Annotated in this window: 16 protein-coding genes and 1 pseudogene; 11 read left to right on the forward strand and 6 right to left on the reverse strand. The window is 59.7% G+C overall.

The features are described 5' to 3' along the window. The first annotated feature begins 420 nt into the window (after positions 1 to 420). From AC07XF_RS20940 to AC07XF_RS20960, 5 genes are all read left to right on the forward strand, one after another. Positions 421 to 3,318 (forward strand): AAA family ATPase, encoded by a 2,898-nt coding sequence (locus tag AC07XF_RS20940; protein WP_495027971.1) that lies wholly within the window; start codon positions 421 to 423, stop codon positions 3,316 to 3,318. A 202-nt stretch (positions 3,319 to 3,520) separates the two neighbouring features. Continuing rightward, a complete protein-coding gene (locus AC07XF_RS20945) occupies positions 3,521 to 3,736 on the forward strand; it encodes a hypothetical protein (RefSeq protein ID WP_495027986.1) in 216 nt (71 codons plus the stop codon). Positions 3,737 to 3,855: 119 nt separating this feature from the next. Further along, positions 3,856 to 5,373, forward strand: a complete 1,518-nt coding sequence (locus AC07XF_RS20950; protein ID WP_495027972.1) for an efflux transporter outer membrane subunit — start codon at positions 3,856 to 3,858, stop codon at positions 5,371 to 5,373. 30 nt (positions 5,374 to 5,403) lie between these two features. Then, entirely contained in the window at positions 5,404 to 6,516 is a 1,113-nt protein-coding gene (locus AC07XF_RS20955) for an efflux RND transporter periplasmic adaptor subunit (RefSeq protein WP_495027973.1), read from the forward strand. Then, on the forward strand, positions 6,513 to 9,608 hold the full coding sequence (locus AC07XF_RS20960) for an efflux RND transporter permease subunit (RefSeq protein ID WP_495027974.1): 3,096 nt from the start codon (positions 6,513 to 6,515) through the stop codon (positions 9,606 to 9,608). Before AC07XF_RS20955 ends, AC07XF_RS20960 begins: the two co-directional genes overlap by 4 nt. 159 nt (positions 9,609 to 9,767) lie before the next feature. On the opposite strand, the gene AC07XF_RS20965 is transcribed toward AC07XF_RS20960, so the two are convergent. Then, a complete protein-coding gene (locus tag AC07XF_RS20965) occupies positions 9,768 to 10,118 on the reverse strand; it encodes a BON domain-containing protein (RefSeq protein ID WP_495027975.1) in 351 nt (116 codons plus the stop codon). A 286-nt stretch (positions 10,119 to 10,404) separates the two neighbouring features. Between AC07XF_RS20965 and AC07XF_RS20970 the strand changes: the two are divergent. Beyond that, positions 10,405 to 10,641 (forward strand): annotated as a pseudogene (locus tag AC07XF_RS20970) (type 1 glutamine amidotransferase family protein); the annotation flags it as partial. A 29-nt stretch (positions 10,642 to 10,670) separates the two neighbouring features. Here the strand turns inward: AC07XF_RS20970 and AC07XF_RS20975 are convergent. Continuing rightward, positions 10,671 to 11,018 carry a hypothetical protein gene (locus tag AC07XF_RS20975; RefSeq protein ID WP_495027976.1) on the reverse strand — a complete coding sequence of 116 codons (348 nt, stop codon included), beginning with the start codon at positions 11,016 to 11,018 and terminating at the stop codon, positions 10,671 to 10,673. Positions 11,019 to 11,201: 183 nt separating this feature from the next. Between AC07XF_RS20975 and AC07XF_RS20980 the strand changes: the two genes are divergently transcribed. From AC07XF_RS20980 to AC07XF_RS21000, 5 genes are all read left to right on the forward strand, one after another. Next, the gene (locus AC07XF_RS20980) at positions 11,202 to 12,110 is read left to right on the forward strand and encodes a peptidyl-prolyl cis-trans isomerase (protein ID WP_495027977.1); all 909 of its coding nucleotides are present in this window, start codon (positions 11,202 to 11,204) and stop codon (positions 12,108 to 12,110) included. Then, positions 12,110 to 13,108 (forward strand): HupE/UreJ family protein, encoded by a 999-nt coding sequence (locus AC07XF_RS20985; protein WP_495027978.1) that lies wholly within the window; start codon positions 12,110 to 12,112, stop codon positions 13,106 to 13,108. Before AC07XF_RS20980 ends, AC07XF_RS20985 begins: the two co-directional genes overlap by 1 nt. Positions 13,109 to 13,147: 39 nt before the next feature. Further along, on the forward strand, positions 13,148 to 15,364 hold the full coding sequence (locus tag AC07XF_RS20990; protein WP_495027979.1) for a DUF3604 domain-containing protein: 2,217 nt from the start codon (positions 13,148 to 13,150) through the stop codon (positions 15,362 to 15,364). A gap of 286 nt (positions 15,365 to 15,650) precedes the next feature. Beyond that, positions 15,651 to 15,971, forward strand: a complete 321-nt coding sequence (locus AC07XF_RS20995; protein ID WP_495027980.1) for an isochorismate lyase — start codon at positions 15,651 to 15,653, stop codon at positions 15,969 to 15,971. A gap of 242 nt (positions 15,972 to 16,213) precedes the next feature. After that, entirely contained in the window at positions 16,214 to 16,750 is a 537-nt protein-coding gene (locus AC07XF_RS21000; RefSeq protein WP_495027981.1) for a P-loop NTPase family protein, read from the forward strand. A 308-nt stretch (positions 16,751 to 17,058) separates the two neighbouring features. Here AC07XF_RS21000 and AC07XF_RS21005 read toward each other — a convergent pair whose 3' ends face one another. The 4 genes from AC07XF_RS21005 to AC07XF_RS21020 form a co-directional block, all read right to left on the reverse strand. Then, complete coding sequence (locus AC07XF_RS21005) at positions 17,059 to 17,355, reverse strand: OprD family outer membrane porin (RefSeq protein ID WP_495027987.1); 297 nt, start codon at positions 17,353 to 17,355, stop codon at positions 17,059 to 17,061. Continuing rightward, entirely contained in the window at positions 17,259 to 19,463 is a 2,205-nt protein-coding gene (gene katG, locus AC07XF_RS21010; RefSeq protein ID WP_495027982.1) for a catalase/peroxidase HPI, read from the reverse strand. The genes AC07XF_RS21005 and katG overlap by 97 nt, the downstream gene beginning before the upstream one ends. A 522-nt stretch (positions 19,464 to 19,985) precedes the next feature. After that, positions 19,986 to 20,183 (reverse strand): YbdD/YjiX family protein, encoded by a 198-nt coding sequence (locus AC07XF_RS21015; protein ID WP_046042517.1) that lies wholly within the window; start codon positions 20,181 to 20,183, stop codon positions 19,986 to 19,988. A gap of 14 nt (positions 20,184 to 20,197) precedes the next feature. Continuing rightward, positions 20,198 to 22,255 (reverse strand): carbon starvation CstA family protein, encoded by a 2,058-nt coding sequence (locus tag AC07XF_RS21020; protein ID WP_495027983.1) that lies wholly within the window; start codon positions 22,253 to 22,255, stop codon positions 20,198 to 20,200. Positions 22,256 to 22,488 lie beyond the last annotated feature (233 nt).

Here is a 22,488-nt window from a genome sequence, read left to right on the forward strand (position 1 = left end):
TCATAGTGAGCCTTAAAGTGTTGTTCATTTCGAGCCCTTGTTGTGATTGAAGGCGTGAGGCGCGCAGGTCTCATCGTCAGGCAGAACCAAGGCGTGGAAAATTGAGGATCAGATCAATATTGATTTTTTTGTCATTAAATTTTTGAGATCATTGAAAAGCCGTTATGTGACCGAACGGACGAGCTGAGATACAGGCGTAACTGACCGCATTAAGGCGAAGAAGGCTCATGGCGTGAAGTTGTGCGTGTGCCAGTTTCCGACCGACGACGCTTGGCTTCAGAGTTGATCAGCGTTGTCATGGGAACAATGGCCCAGGACTGAAGTGCGTAACTGCGAGGGGTCCGAGCCCAGGTCGAAGACGACCGAATCCCGTGCGAATCTTCAGCGCACCACCATGTTTTTAGTCTTCAGGAATCAACCGTGGCGCGTCCGCAGCCCCATCCGACCCCCGTCCTTCTTGACTTTGGCGAGTTCGAACTCGACGAGGCCAACGCTTGTTTGTTGCGTAATCGGGAAGCGGTGGCGTTGGCGCCAACCCCTTTTCTGTTGTTATGTGTGCTCGCACGCCAGCCGGGGTCGTTGGTATCCAAAGACGCCTTGCTGGACGCCGTGTGGGGGCATCGGTTTGTCAGCGATTCGGTGCTCAAGACGGCCATCAGCGACCTGCGCAAGGTGTTGGGCGATGCCCCCAAGCACCCTCGTTTTATCGAGACGGTGTCGCGGCGCGGCTATCGCTTCATCGCCGTGTCCTCCTCTACCTCTTCGATACCACCTGCATCCCCGGCGGTTAAGGCGACCGGTACACGTCCGTCGCCTTCATTCATCGGTCGCATCGACGAGGTCACCAGGCTGCAACGGGCATGGGAGCGGGCCGGTGACGGTCAGCGGGCCGTGGTTTGGCTTGCTGGAGAACCGGGGATCGGCAAGACCACGTTGATCGAACATTTCCTCGCAGGCCTTGGCGGCATTGCTTGCGCACGCGGCCATTGCGTGGAGCACTACGGCACCGGCGAACCGTACCTGCCGGTGTTGGAGGCGCTGGCCGATTTGTGCCGCAGCGACCCGAGCCTGCCGGCATTGTTGCGTGACGTGGCGCCGACTTGGCTGCTGCAACTGCCGTGGCTGAGTACTGCACAAGAGCGAGAAGCGTTGCGCCGCGAGTTGGCGGGCGTCGGTCCGGACCGCATGCTGCGGGAAATGGGTGAATTGCTGGACCGCTACACAGAGCAGCGCCCGCTGTTGCTGGTGACCGAAGACCTGCACTGGAGTGATCGGGCGACGGTCCAGCTAATCGACTACATCGCGAGACGACGTGGCCGAGCGCGCCTGATGTGGCTGTCCAGCTTCCGCCTTGCCGAAGTGGTGGCGCTCGACCATCCGCTCAGCTCATTGCGCCACGAACTGCGTCTGCAACGTTTGTGCGAGGAAGTTGTGCTCGACCCGTTTTCGGAAACTGAAATCGCCGACTATGTGGCGCTGCGTTCAGCCTCACTGGCACGTGATGAAGCCTTCGTGCGCGCTCTGCACGAACGGACCGACGGTGTGCCGTTGTTCGTTTCCTCAATCATCAGTGAGGTGATGGATGCAAAGGAAGACGAAACCACCATCGAAGCTCGACTGGCGGATCTGGCGGTTCCCGACAACCTGGCCGCCATCATTGATCACTACATCGCCAAGCTTGGTCCGGAGCAACGTACACTCCTTTCGGCGGCTGCGGTATGCGGGTCCGACTTCCGGGTCGAGACGGTTTCGCTAGTCCTCGAGCGCGATCTCTCTTCGGTGATCGGCGCCTGTGAGGAACTGATGCGTGAGCAGGTATGGCTCACACAATCGCGGGCTCCCGATGTTGACGAGGCGGTAGAGCCTCCCTATTCGTTCCGACACGCCCTTTTTCGCCAGGTGCTGTATGACCGCACGCCGCGTTCGTTGCGCATCGATCTCCATGGCCAGGTTGGCACTGCCCTCGAACGCGAGCGCTCGGCCGGTATGTCGGTTGCTGCCTCGGAACTGGCGATGCACTTCGACCGTGCCCGGCTGCCGATGATCGCGCTACGCTACTACGCCGAGGCCGCAGAAGCCGCGCTGCTGCACTTCAGCCCGGACTTGTGCATCAGCCTCACTGAGCGCGCCCTAATCCTGCTTATGCGGGCACCCGAAGGGACGGAGCGCGATACGCTCGAAATTACCTTGGCCACGTTGCAGGGGGTTTCAGCTTTCCACATGTTCGGTGTCGGTAGCGAAGCCAAGGGCGCTTTCGAACGGGCGTACACGCTGCTCGCGGATGTACCCGAGCACCCCATGCGCGGTCGCCTTCTGCACGGATTCGGCTATCTACTCGGTCTGCGCGGCGACTATTCGCAGGCTTTGGAAGTGGCAGAGCGTGCTGAAGCTCTCTCCCTTAATGCAAACGATCAAGAGCTCATGCTGGCGGCGTGCATCGTTCAGGGCGAGGTGCATCACCTCCAGGGTCGCACGAAGACGACACGCAGCTGGTTAGAGCGCGCCCTCGCGATCGCCGAGCCGCTGGGCATCGGGACAAACGAGATCTTTGCGGCAGATCCCCAGGTCATGCTGCACGGTATGCTGGCCATCGAGCTGGTGCGGTCTGGCCTGATTGAGCAAGGGCGCACCCATATGCAGCAAGCACGAACCCGCGCGCATACGCTTCGACAACCTATGACATGGCTGGTCGCTACCTGGCAGGAGGTGTTGATCGAGGTACGACTGGGCAACCCTGTGCGGGTGGCAGCGCTGGCTGACGACATGCAGAAGCTCGTCGATGAATATTCGCTCGCACTCGGTCGTACGGCTTGTCGCTGGTGGCGCGGGTGGGCCGACGCGCGCAACGGTGCCCCCCACGCCGGCTACCGGCACATCCGTGAGGCCTACGCGGAACACACCGGACTCGGTATGCGCTCCGGTGCCAGCGAGGTACTCGGCTACGCCACCGAGGCGCTGCTACTGACAGGCGATTTCGACGCAGCGCACGTTGAATTGCAGGAAGCCCTCCGGGTGGGAGAGGAACTGGGCGAACGCGTATACCTGCCGCAACTGTTGCTGCTGGAAGCCGCGATTGCGCGAGCTCAGGATCGGTCGGATGCCAGTAACGCGGCGGTACGGGCTGCGATTGAGGAGGCACGCGCCCAGGAAGCATCGTGGCTGGAGCTACTTGCGCTGGTGGAGTTGTGTGAGCACAACGAGGCTACGGCCGAGGACCATCAGGCATTGTCGACTCTGACTCACCAATTGCCCGAAACTGACGGAACTGAACTGATGAAACGTGCGCACTCACTGCTTCTGACTGCTAAGTCGACTTGAAGCGACAGCGTACCCTTCATTGCCTGGTGAGTTGATATAGCACCTACTCAGCGTGGCTAATACCGCGTGGCTGTCAGCGTTCCGCTGGTCACCGTCTCTGTTTTTCGGGTGCTGTCCCGACCAAACTCTGACCTTTCGCTTACGACTCGACCCAGGGGGCAGCCTACGCTGTCGTCGAACTTTCTTGATCCCCTGGTCCATGATGAGCCTGAACCCTGAATCCAAGTATCCGAACCGCCGCGCATACGTAGTCAAGTTGCGCAGTGATGCCGCGCCGGGAACCCTGGTGGGCCGCCTCGAAAACCTGGTCACCGGTCGTCAACGCGAGTTCTCGTCTGCCGAGGAGTTGCTGGAGTCAATTGACTCGGATCTAGCGTCGGCCGTCGGTGAACACGCGCTAGACACTGACCGCGAGTGACCCCTTCCAACATAAACATAAATGAGCGCATGGCGACCGAACGGCGACGGTTCGCTGACGACTTCGCGCGCCCCCGAACCTACGCTGATGCAACCTCGAATTTACACGAGCTCACTCTGATGTCGCGATTTTCCACTTCCCATCCGCTGTCCCATCACACCGGTCGGACAACCTTACAGCGCATCGAGCGCACGACTGGCTTCGTTATTGCGGCAGTCCTTGCCACTTCGATCTCCCTCGCCCTTTCCGGTTGCTCCACACCGGTCGTCAAGCCATCGGTTGACCTGCCTGGCAACTTCGCTGCAAGTACGGCCTCCGAGATGGAACCCGAGGCGGCGTGGTGGGAGGTTTACCACGACCCGCTGCTAACGGATCTGGTGCGGCGAGCCGCGCGTGAGAACCGCGACGTCAAGATTGCCGCCGAGCGCTTGCGTGCCGCACGTGCCGGAGAAACGGTCAGCCAGTCCTGGCTGCTCCCGAGCGTCGGAGCATCCGTCTCCGGCAGTGACCGCAGCAGCGGTTACAACTCAGCAATAAAACAGGGGTATCCGGATACCAAAACCACCAGTGTGGGTCTGGACGTCTCTTGGGAACTCGACCTGAGCGGCCGACTGCGAGCCGGTGCAGCAGCGGCTGACGCCGATGCGCTAGCCGCGGAACACAACATGCGGGGAGTGCGCCTGCTGGTGATGAGCGACGTCGTCAGCAACTATTTCACACTGGTCGGTGCACAGCGCCAAGTCGCAACGCTGCGCGCTATCTCGGCGATGCAGGATGAAACGCTGCGTCTGGTGACCGCACGTCAACAGGTGGGGCTGGCATCCGCCTTCGACGTCGAGCGCGCGCAGACCGATGCCTTATCGGCTCGGGCGCAGATTCCTCCGCTGGAAACCCAAGTGGCGGTGGCACGTCACCGTATCGCGGTGCTGATCGCCGACCAATCTTTCAACACCAGGAACATCCAGCCTTCGAGTGGTGATTTGGCCGACGTGCCCCAGGCCAAACCCGGCCAGCCCGCCGAGTTGCTGCAACGCCGACCTGACGTACTGGCGCTGATGGCACAGCTCGACGCCGCCAATGCTCGTCGCCAGCAAGCGAAAGCTGAGTGGTTCCCGCAACTCTTTCTCGGCGCGTCCTTCGGCCGCCAGGGCCTGACCCTGAACGGTGCCGATCTCGGCGCTGCGCGCTTCACCAACGTCGCAGGTCTACTGGCGATGCCGCTCTTCAACGCCGGGCGCACGCAAGCGATCAACGAAGCGGCCGAAAGTGCTCAACAAGAGGCGCTGCTGCGCGCCGAGGACGGCATCGTACGGGCGCTCGAGGATGTGGAAAACGCCCTTGTCACGCTTGCGCAGGAACGCCGCCGCTCGGGGTCGCTGCAATTGGCCGCCGCTTCCGCAGAGTCGGCTCAAAGTCGCGCCCAGTCGCTCTACAACCGCGGGCAGATTGACCTGTTGCCTTTGCTGGATTCGCAGCGGGCGCACTTGGCGGCACGCCTGAATTCCAACGAAAGCAACACCCGCCTGCTGCTCGATAGCGTGCAGCTCTACAAGGCACTGGGCGGGGGCTGGCAGGTGTTCGAACAACCCTCCAACCCAACCGCATCCGCCAAAGCCGACCGGCCACCACTTTCCTAAGAATCTGTCGTTTTCCAAAGAGGAACCGTCTTGAAGAATTCCCTTACTGCGGCCGGCGCCTTGGCTGTTGCCGTCATGCTGTCCGCGTGTAGCCCCGACCAGCCCACCGTGCAGGCTCCACGACCGGTGCGTACCGCTGCAATCAGCTACGACAATGCCCGCGACATCAGTCGCTATGTGGGCACCGTACAGTCGCGCCATGAAGTCGAGCAGGCCTTCCGCGTGGGCGGCAAGGTAGCCCAGCGCAAGGTCGATGTAGGCCAGTTTGTGCGTGAAGGCGACATCCTGGCTGTGCTGGATGACAGTGACTACCGCCTCGCTGAGGAAGCATCGCGACAACAGTGGTCGGTTGCCGTTGAGCAGACGCGCCAAGCCGACTCGGACCGCCAGCGCCTGACCGCGCTGAAGGCTGACGGCTCGGTCAGTGCGGCCGATGCCGAGCGCGCGCATACCAATGCCCAAACCGCGCATGCGACCGCCGAGGCCGAGGCGCGAAAGCTCGAACTCGCACGCAACCGGCTCAAGTACACGGTGCTGCGCGCCTCGCGTAGCGGCGTCGTCACGGCTGTCCGCTTTGAGGCCGGACAGGTCGTACCGGAGGGGCAACCGGTTGTCTCGATCGCGAATCCGGACGAATCCGAGATCGTCATCGACGTGCCCGAGGATCAACTGGCCATCTTCAAGGACGCGCGTTTCAAGGCCTCGCTGGCCAGTACGCCGAACGAGATCTTCGATGTCACGCTGCGCGAGCTGTCGCCACAGGCTGCAGCGCAGACGCGCACCTATCGTGCGCGGCTCAAGCCGTTGCAGGCGCTGCCGCTGGGCGCCACCGCCACGGTGATGGCCGAGCGAGTCATGACAAGTGTCCCTGTGGCGGCAGTGCCAGCCACGGCATTGACGCAGAGCGGCGGTCAGCCGGCGCTGTGGATGGTCACGCCCAGGGGCAAGGATCCGGTAGGAATCGTCGATCTGGTGCGTGTGGCAGTTTTGGGTTACCGCAACGACGAGGTGCTCGTCTCCGGGCCGCAGGCTGGCGCATTGATCGTCACCGCCGGTGTCCAGAAGATGACGTCCGGACTGAAGGTCGCGCTCCCCGATGCGGCGATCGCTGACACGAATACTACACAGCAGGCCACCCGATGAACAATTTCAACCTCACCGACTGGGCGCTGCGCCATCGCGCCATCGTTCTGTTCATGCTCCTCATTGTTGCGGCGGCCGGCGCCTTCAGCTTCACCCGGCTCGGCCAGCTCGAGGATCCGAACTTTTCCGTGCCTTCCATGACCGCCATGGTCATCTGGCCGGGCGCCACTGCCCAGCAGTTGCAGGACCAGGTCCTAAACCGCATGGAGAAGAAATTCGAGCAGATCGACAACTTCGAGAAGGTTGTCACCTACGCGCGGCAAGGCTACGCAGGCATGACGCTCACCGTGCGCGGCGGCACTTCCAAGGCTGACCAGCGAGAAGCCTGGTACCAGGCGCGCAAGAAACTCAACGACCTGAGCCTCGAGATGCCTGACGGCGTGATCGGCCCGATCCTGAACGACGAGTACGGTGACGTTTATGGCCTGATGTACGCCATCAAGGGCGACGGTGTCGGCCACGCCGACCTGTCGGACGCGGCCGAGGACATCAAGCGCCAGATGTTAAAGGTGCCGATGGTCAAGAAGATCGATCTCATCGGCAAGCAGGCCAAGCGTGTCTACGTCGAGTTCTCGCACGAGCGCCTGGCAGCGCTGGGCATTACACCGCTGGCCATCGCCGAAAGCCTCAAGAGCCAGAACGCGATGTTGCCCGCAGGCCAGATCGACACCCGCGGCGACCGCGTCATGGTGCGTGTGAGTGGCCAATTCGCCAGCGAAGAGGCCATCCGCAAAGTACCCATTTCCGCGGGCGGCCGGCTGATCAAGCTCGGCGACATCGCGACCGTTACACGTGGCTTCGAGGATCCGCCGACCTACACGGTACGCCACAACGGCCAGCCAGTACTGATGCTCGGCATCACAATGACCAGCGATGGCAACATCGTGGACCTTGACAAGGCGATGGACACGGCAGTCGCCAAGATCCAGTCGGAACTTCCGCACGGCGTGGAGCTGGAGCTGGTGGCTGACCAACCAACCACGGTGAAGGATGCAATCCTGGACTTCGGGCGTGCGCTGGCCGAGGCGCTGATCATCGTGATCGCGGTGAGCCTCGCCAGCCTGGGCTGGCGCGCAGGCCTCGTGGTCGCGGCCACAGTGCCGCTGGTGCTGGGTGGCGTGGCGCTGGTGATGTTGGCGATGGGCTGGAACCTCGAGCGCATCTCGCTCGGCTCACTGATTATCGCGTTGGGACTGCTGGTGGATGACGCAATCATCGCCATCGAGATGATGGTGGCGAAGATGGAAACCGGCATGGACCGCGTGAAGGCGGCCGCCTTCTCCTATCAGTCCACCGCCATGCCGCGCCTGACCGGCGCACTCATCACGGTCGTGGGCTTCCTGCCGATCGGCCTCTCGAAGTCCACCACTGGCGAGTACGCAGGTGGCATTTTCTGGATCGTCGGTGCCGCAGTGCTGTTCTCGTGGATCTGTTCCGGCATCTTCACGCCATACCTGGCGGTCAAGATGTTGCCCAACGACTTGGGCAAGCACCAGCACGGTGATCTGCACGATACGAAGTTCTACCGCAACCTGCGCCGCCTGATCGACGCCGCCATTGAGCACCGCTGGGTGGTCATCGGCGCGACGGTTGGCGCACTGGTGCTTGCTCTGGCTTGCATCAAGCTGGTGCCGCAGCAATTCTTCCCCAACAGTTCGCGCCCTGAACTGGTCATAGACCTGCGTGTCAAGGAAGGCTCCTCGTTCGCCGCGACGACCGAGCAGGTCAAGCACATGGAGCAGATCCTGGCGAAGGACGAAGACGTGCGTTTCTATACCGCCTACACCGGCGCCGGTGCGCCGCGCTTCTATCTCTCACTCAACCCCGAGCTGCCGAATCCAGGATTTGCCCAGTTCGTTGTGATGACCAAGGACCTGGATGCACGCGAGCGGGTACGTGCGCGACTGGTGGCCTCGGCTGACCAACAATTCCCACAGGCGTGGGTGCGCGTGACCCGGTTAGAGTTGGGGCCACCTGTCGGTTACCCGGTGCAGTTCCGCGTCGTAGGCCCTGATACCCAGGTGGTGCGCAAGATCGCCCGCGACGTAGAGAAGGTGGTTGCGTCCAACCAAAAGGTGCGCGACCTCCAGCTCGACTGGAACGACCCTGTGCGTACGCTGAAAGTGGAGCTTGATCAGGACAAGGCGAGCGCGCTTGGCCTCACGCCGGCCGACGTGTCGCTGGCGACCCAGACCGTGATGAACGGCGCAACCCTGTCGCAGCTGCGTGAGCGCGAGGACCTGATAGACATCGTGGCCCGTGCCGTACCAGAGGAACGCTTGAACCTCGACACACTGAAAGACATCAATCTATACACACGCCAGGGCACGGTGGTGCCGCTGTCGCAAGTCGCGCAGATGCACGCTGAACTGGAAGAACCGGTACTGTGGCGCCGTAACCGCGACATGGCGATCACTGTGCGTGCCGACGTGAAGGATGGAGAGCAAGGTGTATCGGTGACTCAGGAAATCCAGCCGTTGCTTAAGGACATCGAAGCCAAGCTGCCGACCGGTTACCGCATCGATGTGGGCGGAGCGGTTGAGGAAAGTGACAAGGCCAACAAGGCATTACTCGCGGTGGCCCCGTTGATGTTAATCACTATCCTGCTGTTACTCATGCTGCAACTGCAGAACTTCTCCCGGATGTGGATGGTGATGCTAACTGCACCGCTGGGCCTGATCGGTGTGGTGCCCGCGCTGCTGGTGTTTCAGTCACCGCTGGGCTTCGTCGCGATCCTGGGCATCATCGCACTGGGTGGCATGATCATGCGGAACGCGGTGATCCTGATTGATCAAGTACAAATCGAGATCGCCGAAGGGCGCGACCCGTGGAACGCTGTGCTGGATGCCGCCATCCACCGAGCCCGTCCGGTGATGTTGACTGCGCTGGCCACCGTGCTTGCAATGATCCCGCTAACACGCAGTGTATTCTGGGGACCGATGGCAATTGCGATCATGGGCGGCCTTACCGTGGCGACGCTGCTGACGATTTTCTTCGTCCCGGCGTTGTACGCCGCATGGTTCAAGGTGGGTCGCCAGACGACCGCTGATACCCAACAGGTGAGGGGGAACACCGCGTTTGCTTCTGAGTGATGAGGCCAAAGCGCTGTGCCCCTGACCTCACCCTATTGGATACGATTGTTCAGCGCCGTTTCTGAGAACAACCAAGGTCAGCCGTGAGGTCGTGCGAACGTTACTTTCTTTCGCCCTCGGTTCCCGACTGGGAGCGCGGCGCCTACTAAATTGCCATTATCATTTGTCGTCCATCTTTGTTGACGATTGTGGCCGGCGCTCAGTGCTCTCTTCGGCGTTGGGCGCTTCTGGAAAACTCCCTGGCGTGAACACATGGGTCTGCAAGTCGCTGGCATCGACTTCGGTGACACCATGAACCGAACGGGCCAGACCAATGGCCTGTTCACACTGTTTATGAGTGTTGACGCGGCCGCTTAACCCCACTATTCCCGCATGGGTTTTGACATTGATATGCAGGCTAAGGGTCGGATCGGAAAATGCCAGGGCCGATTTCACCTTGGCGGTAATCCATGCATCGTGAACGGCCATTTCCAGACCATGAGAGTAATGCTGGAAGGAGTGAATTTTCATGGCTGAACCCTCTCTCGCGTAATCAGACGTACTGTCCATCCCATTTGCTGTACTGCCCTCTGCCTGTCAGGTGAACGCTATGGATACCTGATTCGTTTTGGAGCGCTCGCCACGCAAACATTGACAGACATTAATTATAGTACGGCCGTTGCCTGCGGTCAGAGCGTTGTCCCCGTGAACGTCCGCCTTGGTTGCTCTGTGCCAGGCGCAACACCTACAGAGCACTCCAAACAGTCCTCATTGCGATCAGCCCTGATCAACCCGAAGCAGCCCTTGATGTCTGTTTGTTGTCATTGGAGCAATGGTCTGGGAACGTGCAGAAGCACCGGATATTCGAGACTTTCTTCATGCCAGTCGCTCAAGTGGGGCGACAATTGCCGGTATCTGTGGGGGAACGCTGGCACTTGCGAGGGCCGGGCTTCTCGACACGGTTCCTCATACCTCGAACAGCGCTGACTTCTTACAACAGAATGCCTTAGGTTATGAAGGGCGCACGCTTTATCGAAGCAGTCCAGTAGCTGTGGATTGGCTAAATATTTAAGCAGGCGTTGACTACGCCGGTGAGTTCTTCTTCTGACTTGTCATTGCCCGAATCAAAAGTACCGTCATGACGCCGTGCAAGATGACCACTGGCCACAAGAGAACTCCACTCGATTCGCCCAAGATGCCAACGTAAGCGAGATAAAGCGTAGCGGCCGCGTTATAGATCAACATGCCGAGCATTGCTGGTCCGGGCCAGCAGGCGATGGCCAAGGCGATGAGGGCGATGCCGGCCACGCGGACGATGACGCCCGTCAGTTCGATGCCAAGCAGAAGTTGCCCGACCAGCGATGGGACAAGTATCAGCGCCACGCCAGTGGCTGCCTCGATGATCGCGGCGAAAACCAGCAGTCCTTTCATTACATGAACGCTCCGTCCCGGACTGTATTGGTGAAAGACTGCACGGCACTGGGGAATGGGTTAATCCGATTGCGACTAATACTTAGTGCTTATCGTGATTAACCTCGGTGGAAAGTTCCGACCCAGCAGCAATACTCCACTCTGCTTCGAAAACCATTCGAGTATAGCGTGGAGCAATAAGTCATGAACTTAAGCGTCTGCGAAGCGAAAGAATCTCGACTTTCGTTAATCAAGCGCTGCCTTCGCCAGCCCTTAATGCACTTTTTAATCGCCGGTTTCGCACTCTTTGCGCTGTACGGAGGTTTGCACCGTTCAACGGTCAATCAAGATCCTCAGCGCATCGAAATCACCCCTGAAGTTGTTCAGCGGATCGCGATTTCCTGGCTGGCGCGATGGCAACGACCCGCCTCGGAGCAACAGTTACAGGGCCTGATAGATGAATATGTGAAAGAGGAAATCCTCTATCGCGAAGCACTGAAACTTGGCCTGGATAAAGACGACACCATCATTCGCCGCCGACTGGCGCAAAAAATGGATTTCCTTGCCGAGGATGTAGCGTCACTTCGCGAACCGGCACCCGGTGTACTTGAGGCCTGGTACAACCATCATCAGGACCAATATGCCCCGCCGCCACTTGCAACTTTCCGACATTTGTTTTTTGCCCTGGATAAACGCGGTGCGAATGCACAAGCCCAGGCTCAGGCCGTGTTAAGTGGGCTGACTGACAAGAACAGTGGTGAAGGCGATGCCTTCATGTTTAAAAGCGCCTACACGGAACAATCCCGGGATCAAGTGGCGCGGGTCTTTGGTTCAAAGTTCGCCATTTCATTGTTCCAGCAGACACCGGGTAGTTGGGTGGGGCCTGTGGAGTCCGGTTTTGGCTGGCATCTGGTGTGGATTGATGCGCTGGCCAGGCCACCGGCACCGCCCTTCGAAACCGTGGCCCAGCAGGTCAAGTCCGATTGGTTGTCCGAGCAACGCAGCGAATCGAAACGCGCGAATTTCGATGCGCTCAAAGCACGCTATGAAGTCGTGGTGATGATGCCTGCTTCCGCCAGTGGAATTGCCGCCATACAAACGGAGCGGCCGTGATGAGGCGCACAGTCTGGCTGCTGTTGCTGCTCGGGTTTATCGGGCTGACCGCCATGGCCCATGAGTCGCGCCCTGCTTACCTGGAACTCAACGAAACGGCTGCCGGGCGCTATGACGTTGTGTGGCGCACGCCGGTGCTGTCAGGCATGCGATTGCCGATTGCGCTGCGGTTTGCCGAGGGTGTGCGTACTGTCGCTGACCCGGTGGAAAGCGAACTGAACGACTCGCTGATCGAGCGCCGGAACATTGATGCCGGTCCCACCGGCCTGGTCGGGCAGCGCATCGAGTTTATCGGCCTGCAAGCGAGCATCACCGATGTGCTGGTGCGTGTCTCGCGCCTGGACGGCAGCCTGACGACCACCCTCGTCCACCCTGCGCAACCCTGGATAGAAATCGCTGCCACGCCGGGAGCGTTCTCGGTGGCCGGTGCGTTTCTGGTCCATGGCATCCAGCACATTCTGGGGGGCTTCGATCACCTGCTGTTCGTCTTCGGGCTCCTGCTGCTGGTGGGTAATGGCTGGATGCTGGTGAAGACCATCACCGCGTTTACCCTCGCCCACTCCATCACCCTGGCGCTCGCAGCATTGGGTGCGGTGCGGCTTCCCGGCCCGCCGGTGGAAGCGACGATTGCGCTGAGCATTCTGTTGCTGGCGGTGGAAATCGCCCGCAAGAACCGTGGTGATGTCAGCTTCACCATCCAATGGCCGTGGGTGGTGGCGTTCTGTTTTGGCTTGTTGCATGGCTTTGGTTTTGCCGGTGCGCTGGCGGAAATCGGCTTGCCCCAGCGCGACCTGCCGCTGGCGCTGTTCACTTTCAATGTCGGCGTCGAAATCGGCCAGTTGATGTTTGTCGCCGTCGTGCTGTGCCTGCGAGCGCTGTTGCTGCGTTGCCGGCTGCCACGACCCGCGCTCTTGTATGCCCGACCGATTGCTGCTTACGGGTTGGGAACGCTGGCTGCCTTCTGGTTTTTCGAACGAGTCTCGAGTTTCTGGGCCTGAACTTCACCCTGTCACTGCCGTATTCCGGAGACGAGGAATATGAAAACCCTTACACACTTCACCACGCCGTCACTGCTCGGTTGCGCCGTGCTTACTGTCAGCACATTGGCATTGGCGGAGGGCAACCCGGATCGCGAGGTTTACTTTGGCCAGACGCACTCGCACAGCTCCTGGTCGATTGATGCCTATCTGATCGGCAACCATCAGGTCGATCCCGAGCAAGCCTATCAATACTCGCTTGGCATGCCGGTCAAGCATCCGATGGGGTTTGAAGTCCAGCTCAAAGGCCGACCGCTGGATTTCCATGGCGTGACCGATCATTCGGAATACGTGGGCGTGATCGCGCTGGCCAACGATCCGAAGTCAGACTTCAGTAAACTGCCCATCGCGCAAAAACTGATAGCCAAGACTCCGGAGGATTTCAACCGGGTGTTCAAATGGATCGCCGGCAGCTTGAACAATCCCATCAAGGAGCTGATTGATCCGAAGGTTGCCGGCAACATCTGGCAGCAGAACATCGCCATCGCCGACAAGTACTACAAGCCCGGCAAGTTCACCACCTTCGTCGCCTATGAGTGGACCTCTGCACCCAATAATCAAAACATGCACCGCAACGTGTTTTTCCGCGACTCGAAGAAGGTGCCGGACCTGCCCTTCACGGCGCTCGACTCGAGCAAACCCGAGGACTTGTGGGGCTGGATGGACGATCAACGCAAAAAGGGCAACGAGGTGCTGGCGATCTCCCACAACGCCAACCTCAGCAACGGCCTGATGTTTCCGGTGGACGTCGATGACCGTGGCCGCCCCATCGATGCCGCGTGGGCCGAAACGCGGATGCGCAATGAATCCCTCACCGAAATTCACCAGGTAAAAGGCACTTCCGAAACTCACCCCGAGCTATCGCCGACCGACGAATTTGCCAATTACGAAATCATGAATTTCCTGATCGGCATCGACAACAGCACGTCGAAACTCAATGGCAGCTACATCAGGCAAGCCTGGCAAAACGGCATGGCCTTGCAGGAAGCCCGTGGATACAACCCATACAAAATGGGCGTGGTCGGCGCCAGCGACTCACACAACGGGGTGATTCCCTATTCGCAGAGCAACAACTTCGGCTCCCACGGTTTCACCGACAGCACCCCGGCAGCGCGCCTTTCCGGTAAACAGAACTCGGGCATGATGGCCCTGCAAACCAGTACCTCCGGGCTGGCCGGCGTCTGGGCTGAAGAAAACACCCGTGAATCGATCTTCGATGCCATGAAGCGTAAAGAAGTCTATGGCACCAGCGGCGTGCGTATCCCCGTGCGCATGTTTGGCGGCTGGGGCTTCGACAACAATTTGTGGAACGAAAAAGACTGGGTGCATGCCGCCTACGCCAAGGGCGTTCCCATGGGCGGTGACTTGCTGGCAAAACAGGGTAAACAGGCGCCGTCCTTCGCGGTGTGGGCGGTCAAGGATGCCGACGATGGCAACCTTGACCGAATCCAGATCATCAAGGGCTGGACCAAAAACGGCCAGACTTTCGAGAAGATCTACGACGTCGCCTGGTCCGGTGACCGCAAACCGGACCCGGTCACCGGCAAAGTCCCTGCGGTGGGCTCGACAGTCGATGTTTCCAAGGCGACCTACACCAACACCATCGGTGCCACCGAGCTGAAAAAAGTCTGGGTCGATCCGGACTTCGATCCGGCCCAGCACGCGTTCTACTATGCCCGCGTGCTACAGATCCCGACACCGCGCTGGAGCACCTATGACGCGGCCAAGCTGCAAGTACCGCCGCCGGCCGACGTCTCGCCCACCGTCCAGGAGCGCGCGTGGACCTCACCGATCTGGTACACGCCGACAGCCGAGGACAGCAAGTCTGTCGCTGGCGGCAAAACCATCGATCAACTGAAAACCGATGGCGCCAAAGCGCTCACCAACGAGCAGTTGCAAGCCTTCGTGGTGGGCAAAACCATCAAAGTGCGCAATACCGTCACCGGCCAGACATTCGAAATCGTCTATGGCACCGACGGCCAACGCCTGGTCGCCAGCGTCGACGGCAAGCCGCCCGCAGAGGGGGAATACCTGAACATGCTGCATGGCGGTCAGTTCGGCGTGCCGGCCAAATACGAAATCAAGGACGGGCATCTGCTGACAACACTCGGCGGCACGCCCTTCGAGGCCACGGTATTCGAGCAGAACGGCAAGTACGTGGCGGCTCGCAGCAACGAATTCGGTTATGTGAATTATGAGGTTGAGCAGGTCAAGTAGCGCCGGGGCCAGTACCGATGTTCTGCATGCTGCATTCGATCGCTTGCTGCCCTTGGCGACGGTCAGCAATCGGTTGAAGCAGCCACTCAGCAGCTGACACCACTGCCCACAACCTTTTCGAGCAACGTGGCTCAATGAGTTCGCTGATCTGCCTTAACTAAAAATCCGCTCATCGTGCGGCGGGCCGCGGATTCTATGGTATTCAGGCTGTATCGCTCACGGAAGATAGCGCACCAAAACTTTTTCCGAAGGCTCATAATCTTTTTTTGCAAACGGAGTCACCTACATGGAAGTTATCAATCAGTTGCAGCCCGAAGCGTGTACAGGCATGGAAGACATCCGACGCGAAATCGATGCCCTTGACCAGATCGTTATCAAGCTGTTGGGCAAACGTTTTCACTACGTACTGGCGGCCTCGAAGTTCAAGACCTCGGTGACTTCGGTGCGTGCTCCGGAGCGTTTCAAAGCCATGCTCGCGACACGACGCGAGTGGGCCGAGGCTGAAGGCCTGAGCCCGGATGCCATCGAGAGGATGTATAGCGATCTGGTGAACCATTTCATTGCCGAAGAGATGAAACACTGGGCGGCTCATCAATTCGACACCTGACTCTAGTATCGGACTGTCCGCCATGGGTTGTGGGTTTCGGTCAGTCATGACAGGCCATGATCGGCCAGGAGCCGACGTTCAATGGGAACAAAGAGAGGGCGACATTTTGTTCTCATCAGCAAATAGCGCAGTAAACAACAAAAAATTCATTCCTGTAGTGCGCCAGCCCCCCCCATCAGCCTTTAACTGATACCCCGAAACCTGCACAATTGCCGGCTTTTTTCGCGACAGGAAGTCCGACCATGCAACGGATTGTAATTCTGGGCAATGCCGGTAGCGGAAAATCTACCCTCGCCCGCGCCCTCGGCATGCGCCTTGGCCTGCCCGTGGTGCACTTGGACACACTGTTCTGGGAGCCCGACTGGGTCGAACCCGACGCTGAGCAGTTTCGCTCACGGGTCAGCGAAGCAATCGCACCGGCTGCCTGGATTTGTGAAGGCAACTATGCCCGGCGTACATTCGATCTTCGCCTGCCCCGTGCCGACTTGATCATCTGGCTCGATACGCCGCGGATCACCTGTTTCACCCGGGTGATTATGCGTAGCGTAATGAACCGTCCTCGCCCTGATCTTGCAGCAGGCTGTACAGAGAAGATCGACCGGGCGTTCCTGACCTTTCTGCATTTCGTGTGGAATTTCGATCGTGGCTACCGTCCAGGCATCGAGGCGGTGCGCTTGGCCATAGGCCCGCGAATTCCTACGGTGCACTTGCGTGGTACCCGGCAGATTGTCGCATTTCTCGACAGCTTGCCTGCAACGCCTGAAACCTGTCCGGAATAGATGGACAGCGGCACTCGCCACCCAAGGTTATGTTGAGACACCCGCGTTCGTACGCGATGAGGTACAAGCAGAATAGGACATCACCAAGAACGTCCGTTATGGGTCGTTCTCTACTGGTAATGGCCACGAAGCGTGCTGGTCAGATCCGATGCAAATGATTGCTCTGGTCGAATGCAAATGGGTGGGCAAGTCTGTGCAATTACCCACCGGTGGCGCGCAAGGGATTCCCCGCACACTGTGTGCGAGTAAAGTCACCATGGCTCAGTTGCAGACCAGGAAGTTTGATGAGAACCCTGATCCTTGATTGGCTAAAACCCGAAGGTGTAACCCACGATGATCCGGTTTTCATCCGCCGCATCAGCGAAGTTCGAGTGGATGGTTGCGTTACGCCAATGCAGCGATACGTTCTTGAAAGCGTCTGACTGAAGCCCATCGTTTCTACTGGACGTTGGAGCCGGCAGTCGTGCCGAGGCACTTTTTGCCGGCTCCAGCGTTACGACAACATCTCCTAGTTCAGGTCGAAACGATCCAGGTTCATCACCTTCGTCCAGGCGGCGACGAAGTCCTTGACGAACTTCTGCTGCGCATCGGCGCTGGCATAGAATTCGGCCAGAGCGCGCAACTGCGCGTTGGAACCAAAGACCAGATCAACCCGCGTACCCGTCCACTTCACTGCACCGGTTTTGCGATCACGCCCTTCAAACTCCTGCCGGGCATCCGACACTGGCTTCCACTCCACGCCCATATCCAGCAGGTTGGTGAAGAAGTCATTGGTCAACGCTTCCGGCCGCTGGGTGAACACGCCATGTCTGGATTGCCCGACGTTGGCGTTCAATACCCGTAGGCCACCCAGTAATACCGTCATTTCCGGCGCGCTGAGCGTCAGCAGTTGTGCCTTGTCGATCAGCAAGGATTCGGCCGGCACGCGGTACTGGCTTTTCAGGAAGTTACGGAAACCGTCGGCAATCGGTTCAAGAAAACCGAAGGACTCGACATCGGTCTGTTCCTGACTGGCGTCCATGCGTCCCGGGCTGAATGGCACCGTCACACTGTGGCCGGCATTTTTCGCAGCCTGTTCGACACCCGCACCACCGGCGAGCACGATCAGGTCGGCCAGGGAGATTTTCTTGCCACCGGTTTGCGCACTATTGAACGCTTTCTGGATGCCTTCGAGTTTGGCCAGCACATTGGCCAGTTGCTCCGGCTGGTTGGCCTGCCAGGACTTCTGCGGCTCCAGGCGCAGACGCCCGCCGTTGGCGCCGCCGCGTTTGTCGGAGCCACGGAAGGAGGAAGCCGCCGCCCACGCCGTCGATACCAGCTGCGAGACCGACAGACCGGAAGCCAGCACCTTGCTTTTCAGGTCCGCCACATCGCTGTCGCTGACCAGCGGATGATCGACGGCAGGAATCGGGTCTTGCCACAGCAGCACTTCGTTCGGCATTTCCGGACCGAGGTAGCGCGAGAGCGGCCCCATATCGCGGTGAATCAGCTTGTACCAGGCACGGGCGAAGGCGTCGGCCAACTGGTCTGGATTGGCCAGGAAACGCCGCGAAATTGGCTCATAGATCGGGTCGAAGCGAAGCGACAGGTCCGTGGTCAGCATGGTCGGATCACGCCGTTTGGACGGATCAAAGGCATCCGGAATGGTGCCGGCGCCAGCGCCGTTTTTCGGCTTCCACTGGTTTGCTCCCGCCGGGCTCTTGGTCAGTTCCCATTCGTAACCGAACAGGTTCTCCAGGTAGTTGTTGCTCCACCGGGTTGGCGTGGTCGTCCAGGTCACTTCCAGGCCGCTGGAAATGGCGTCGCCACCTTTACCGGTACCGAACGTGCTCTTCCAGCCCAGGCCCTGCAGTTCGAGGCCGGCGGCTTCGGGCTCAGGTCCGACATGGTCGACAGGACCGGCACCGTGGGTTTTGCCGAAGGCGTGACCGCCCGCGATCAGCGCGACGGTTTCCTCGTCGTTCATGGCCATACGCGCAAAGGTTTCACGGATGTCCTTCCCGGCGGCGACCGGATCAGAGTTGCCTTCAGGGCCTTCGGGGTTTACGTAAATCAGGCCCATCTGCACGGCTGCGAGGGGAGTTTCCAGATTGCGCTCTGCAGGAGCTTGCCCGGCATCTTTGCCATAACGCACGTCGCCACCCAGCCACTTGCTTTCAGAACCCCAGTAAACGTCTTCGTCCGGTTCCCAGACATCCGGGCGGCCACCGGAAAAACCAAAGGTCTTGAAGCCCATGGACTCCAGTGCAACGTTGCCGGTGAGGACGATCAGGTCGGCCCAGGAGATTTTGTTGCCGTACTTTTGCTTGATCGGCCAGAGCAGCCGACGGGCCTTGTCGAGGCTGACGTTGTCCGGCCAGCTGTTGAGTGGTGCAAAGCGTTGCTGGCCGGTGCCGGCGCCGCCCCGGCCGTCACCGGTGCGATAGGTGCCGGCGGCGTGCCAGGACATGCGGATAAAAAAAGGCCCATAGTGGCCGAAGTCCGCCGGCCACCAATCCTGGGAATCGGTCATCAGCGCAGTCAGGTCTTTTTTCAGCGCCTGGAAGTCCAGGCTCTTGAAGGCTTCGGCATAGTTGAAGTCGCCCCCCAACGGGTCAGACTTGGGCGAGTGTTGACTCAAGATCTTCAGGTTCAGTTGGTTCGGCCACCAGTCGCGGTTCGTCGTGCCACCGCCAGCGGCGTGATTGAACGGGCATTTCGATTCAGTTGACATGGCATCTCCTCTTGATTTTGTTTTCAGCTAACCATCCTTCAGCGTGGATCCGGATCACCGATTGATGAAATAGCTTTTCGGTATGGGATCCATAGCCTTAAGGCTATGACAGCCCCGTGATCAGTCGCTCCAGAACATCCATTAAAGTACCGGTCCGGGAAACTGTCGCTTCAACGAGGGGAGATAGCTGACAAACAGCTCAAATCAGTCAGGAGGTTGGCAATGATTCCATGACCAGGGACAAAAGTGGCGGCGACGATTCGGATCACCACCCGGCCTGAAATACTCAGGGCGTTCCTGCATTCAACAAAAAACCGGCCATTGAGCCTAATGATGTTCACTTAAGGACGAACACTGTATCTGTGGCGAGGGAGCTTGCTCCCGCTGGGGCGCGAAGCGGCCCTAAAAAATGGGACTGCTGCGCAGTCCAACGGGAGCAAGCTCCCTCGCCACAGGTTACTTATTGTTCGCTCAATCTCTTAAGTGAGCAGCATTAGCCATTCAGCCGGTTTTTTATGTCACTCAACAGCACTTCGGTCCGGCTTTACTGCCGTAACGGGCCTCCTGGCGCTCGCGGAAGAACGCCTCGTAGTCCATCACCGGTTTGTCCGGGTGCTTGTTCTGCATATGCTCGACGTAGTTGTCGTAGTCGGGCATGCCGACCATCAGGCGCGCGGCCTGACCGAGGTATTTACCCAGGCGACTCAGGTCATTGAACATGCTGCCCTCCTCGACTACGCGTTTGGCACGGCCTGGAATGGTGCTTCTTTATCCGTACGCTCCTTGCTGCCCCAGGCAGAGATACCAACCTTGAGCGCGAAGAACAGGATGCTGAACACCACAAACAGGAACAGCGCGGTCAGCGTTGCGTTGGTGTAGGCGTTGAAGATCACGTGCTGCATCTGGTCGATGCTCTTGGCCGGGGCCAGCACCTGACCGTTGGCCAGCGCGTCGCTGTACTTCTTGGCCAGGGCCAGGAAGCCGATTGCCGGGTTGGCATCGAACAGCTTGATGAAGCCCGCCGTGGTGGTGCAGATCAGCAGCCATACCGCCGGCAGCAAGGTCACCCAGATGTAGCGTTGGCGTTTCATCTTGATCAGCACCACGGTGCCGAGCATCAGCGCGATACCGGCCAGCATCTGGTTGGAGATACCGAACAGCGGCCACAAGGTGTTGATGCCACCCAATGGATCGATCACGCCTTGGTACAGCAGATAACCCCACATGGCCACGCAACCGGCGGTGGCGATCAGGTTGGCGGTCCAGGATTCGGTACGGCGCAAGGCCGGCACGAACGAACCGAGCAAGTCCTGCAGCATGAAACGCCCGGCACGGGTACCGGCGTCGACCGCGGTCAGGATGAACAGAGCTTCGAACAGGATCGCGAAGTGGTACCAGAACGCCATGGTGTTCTCGCCCGGCAACACGTGGTGCAGGATCTGCGCGATACCGACCGCCAGGGTCGGCGCACCGCCGGCACGGGCCAGGATGGTGGTTTCACCGATGTCATGGGCCACGGCTTGCAGGGCTTCCGGGGTAATGGCAAAGCCCCAACTGCTGACGGTTTGCGCGACGGTAACTGCATCGGCGCCAACCACTGCGGCCGGGCTGTTCATGGCGAAATACACGCCCGGATCGATCACCGAGGCAGCGACCATGGCCATGATCGCCACGAACGATTCCATCAGCATGCCGCCGTAACCGATGTAGCGGGCATGCCCTTCACTGGCGAGCAACTTCGGCGTGGTCCCGGAAGCAATCAGCGCGTGGAAACCCGACACGGCGCCACAGGCGATGGTGATGAACAGGAACGGGAACAGGCCCCCCTTCCACACCGGGCCGGTGCCATCGATGAACTGGGTCAACGCCGGCATTTTCAGCTCGGGCATGGTCACCAGAATGCCGATGGCCAGGGCCACGATGGTGCCGATTTTCAGGAAGGTGGAGAGGTAGTCACGCGGCGCCAGGATCAGCCACACCGGCAACACCGCTGCGACAAAACCGTAGCCGATGAGCATCCAGGTGATCTGGATACCGGTAAAAGTAAAGGCCTTGGCCCACACCGGATCCGCAGCAATCTGCCCACCGAGCCAGATCGAGCCGAGCAGCAACAACACGCCGATGACGGAGATTTCACCGATGCGCCCCGGGCGGATGTAGCGCATGTAGATGCCCATGAACATCGCGATCGGGATGGTCGCCATCACCGTGAAAATACCCCACGGGCTCTCGGCCAAGGCTTTGACCACGATCAGCGCCAGCACCGCGAGGATGATGATCATGATCAGGAAGCAACCGAACAGCGCGATGGTGCCGGGGATGCGGCCCATTTCTTCACGGACCATGTCGCCGAGGGAACGACCGTTGCGGCGGGTGGACATGAACAGGACCATGAAGTCCTGAACCGCACCGGCCAGCACCACGCCGGCGATCAGCCACAGCGTGCCGGGCAGATAACCCATCTGCGCCGCCAGCACCGGGCCGACCAGCGGACCTGCACCGGCGATGGCCGCGAAGTGGTGACCGAAGAGCACGTGTTTGTTGGTCGGTACGTAGTCCAGACCATCGTTGTTCAGCACAGCGGGAGTGGCTCGATTGGGATCGAGCTGCATCACTTTATTGGCGATGAACAGGCTGTAATAGCGGTAGGCAACGAGGTAGATAGCGATTGCTGCGACGACGATCCACAGGGCATTGATCGCTTCGCCGCGGCGCAGGGCCACGACACTCAGCGCAATCGCTCCCAGGACAGCCACGGCAAACCAGGCGAGGTGTTTAGCCAGACGGGGCATAGCGTGTCTCCTGCCGACAGCCAGTGGCTGCGGCGGTAATTTTTATAATTGTGTCCGCAGTGCGGAGCTGGCCCAATATCTGCGCATGGCGTCCACAAATAAATCCGCGTTACTACGTACGTGGCGTCTACGTAGTTCTACGTAGACGCCACCGATCTCCCTGTGGGAGCGGGCTTGCTCGCGAAAGCGGTGGATCAGTCAATATTGATGTCAACTGACCCACCGCTTTCGCG

It is taken from the genome of Pseudomonas sp. GW821-FHT01C01, assembly GCF_059422645.1.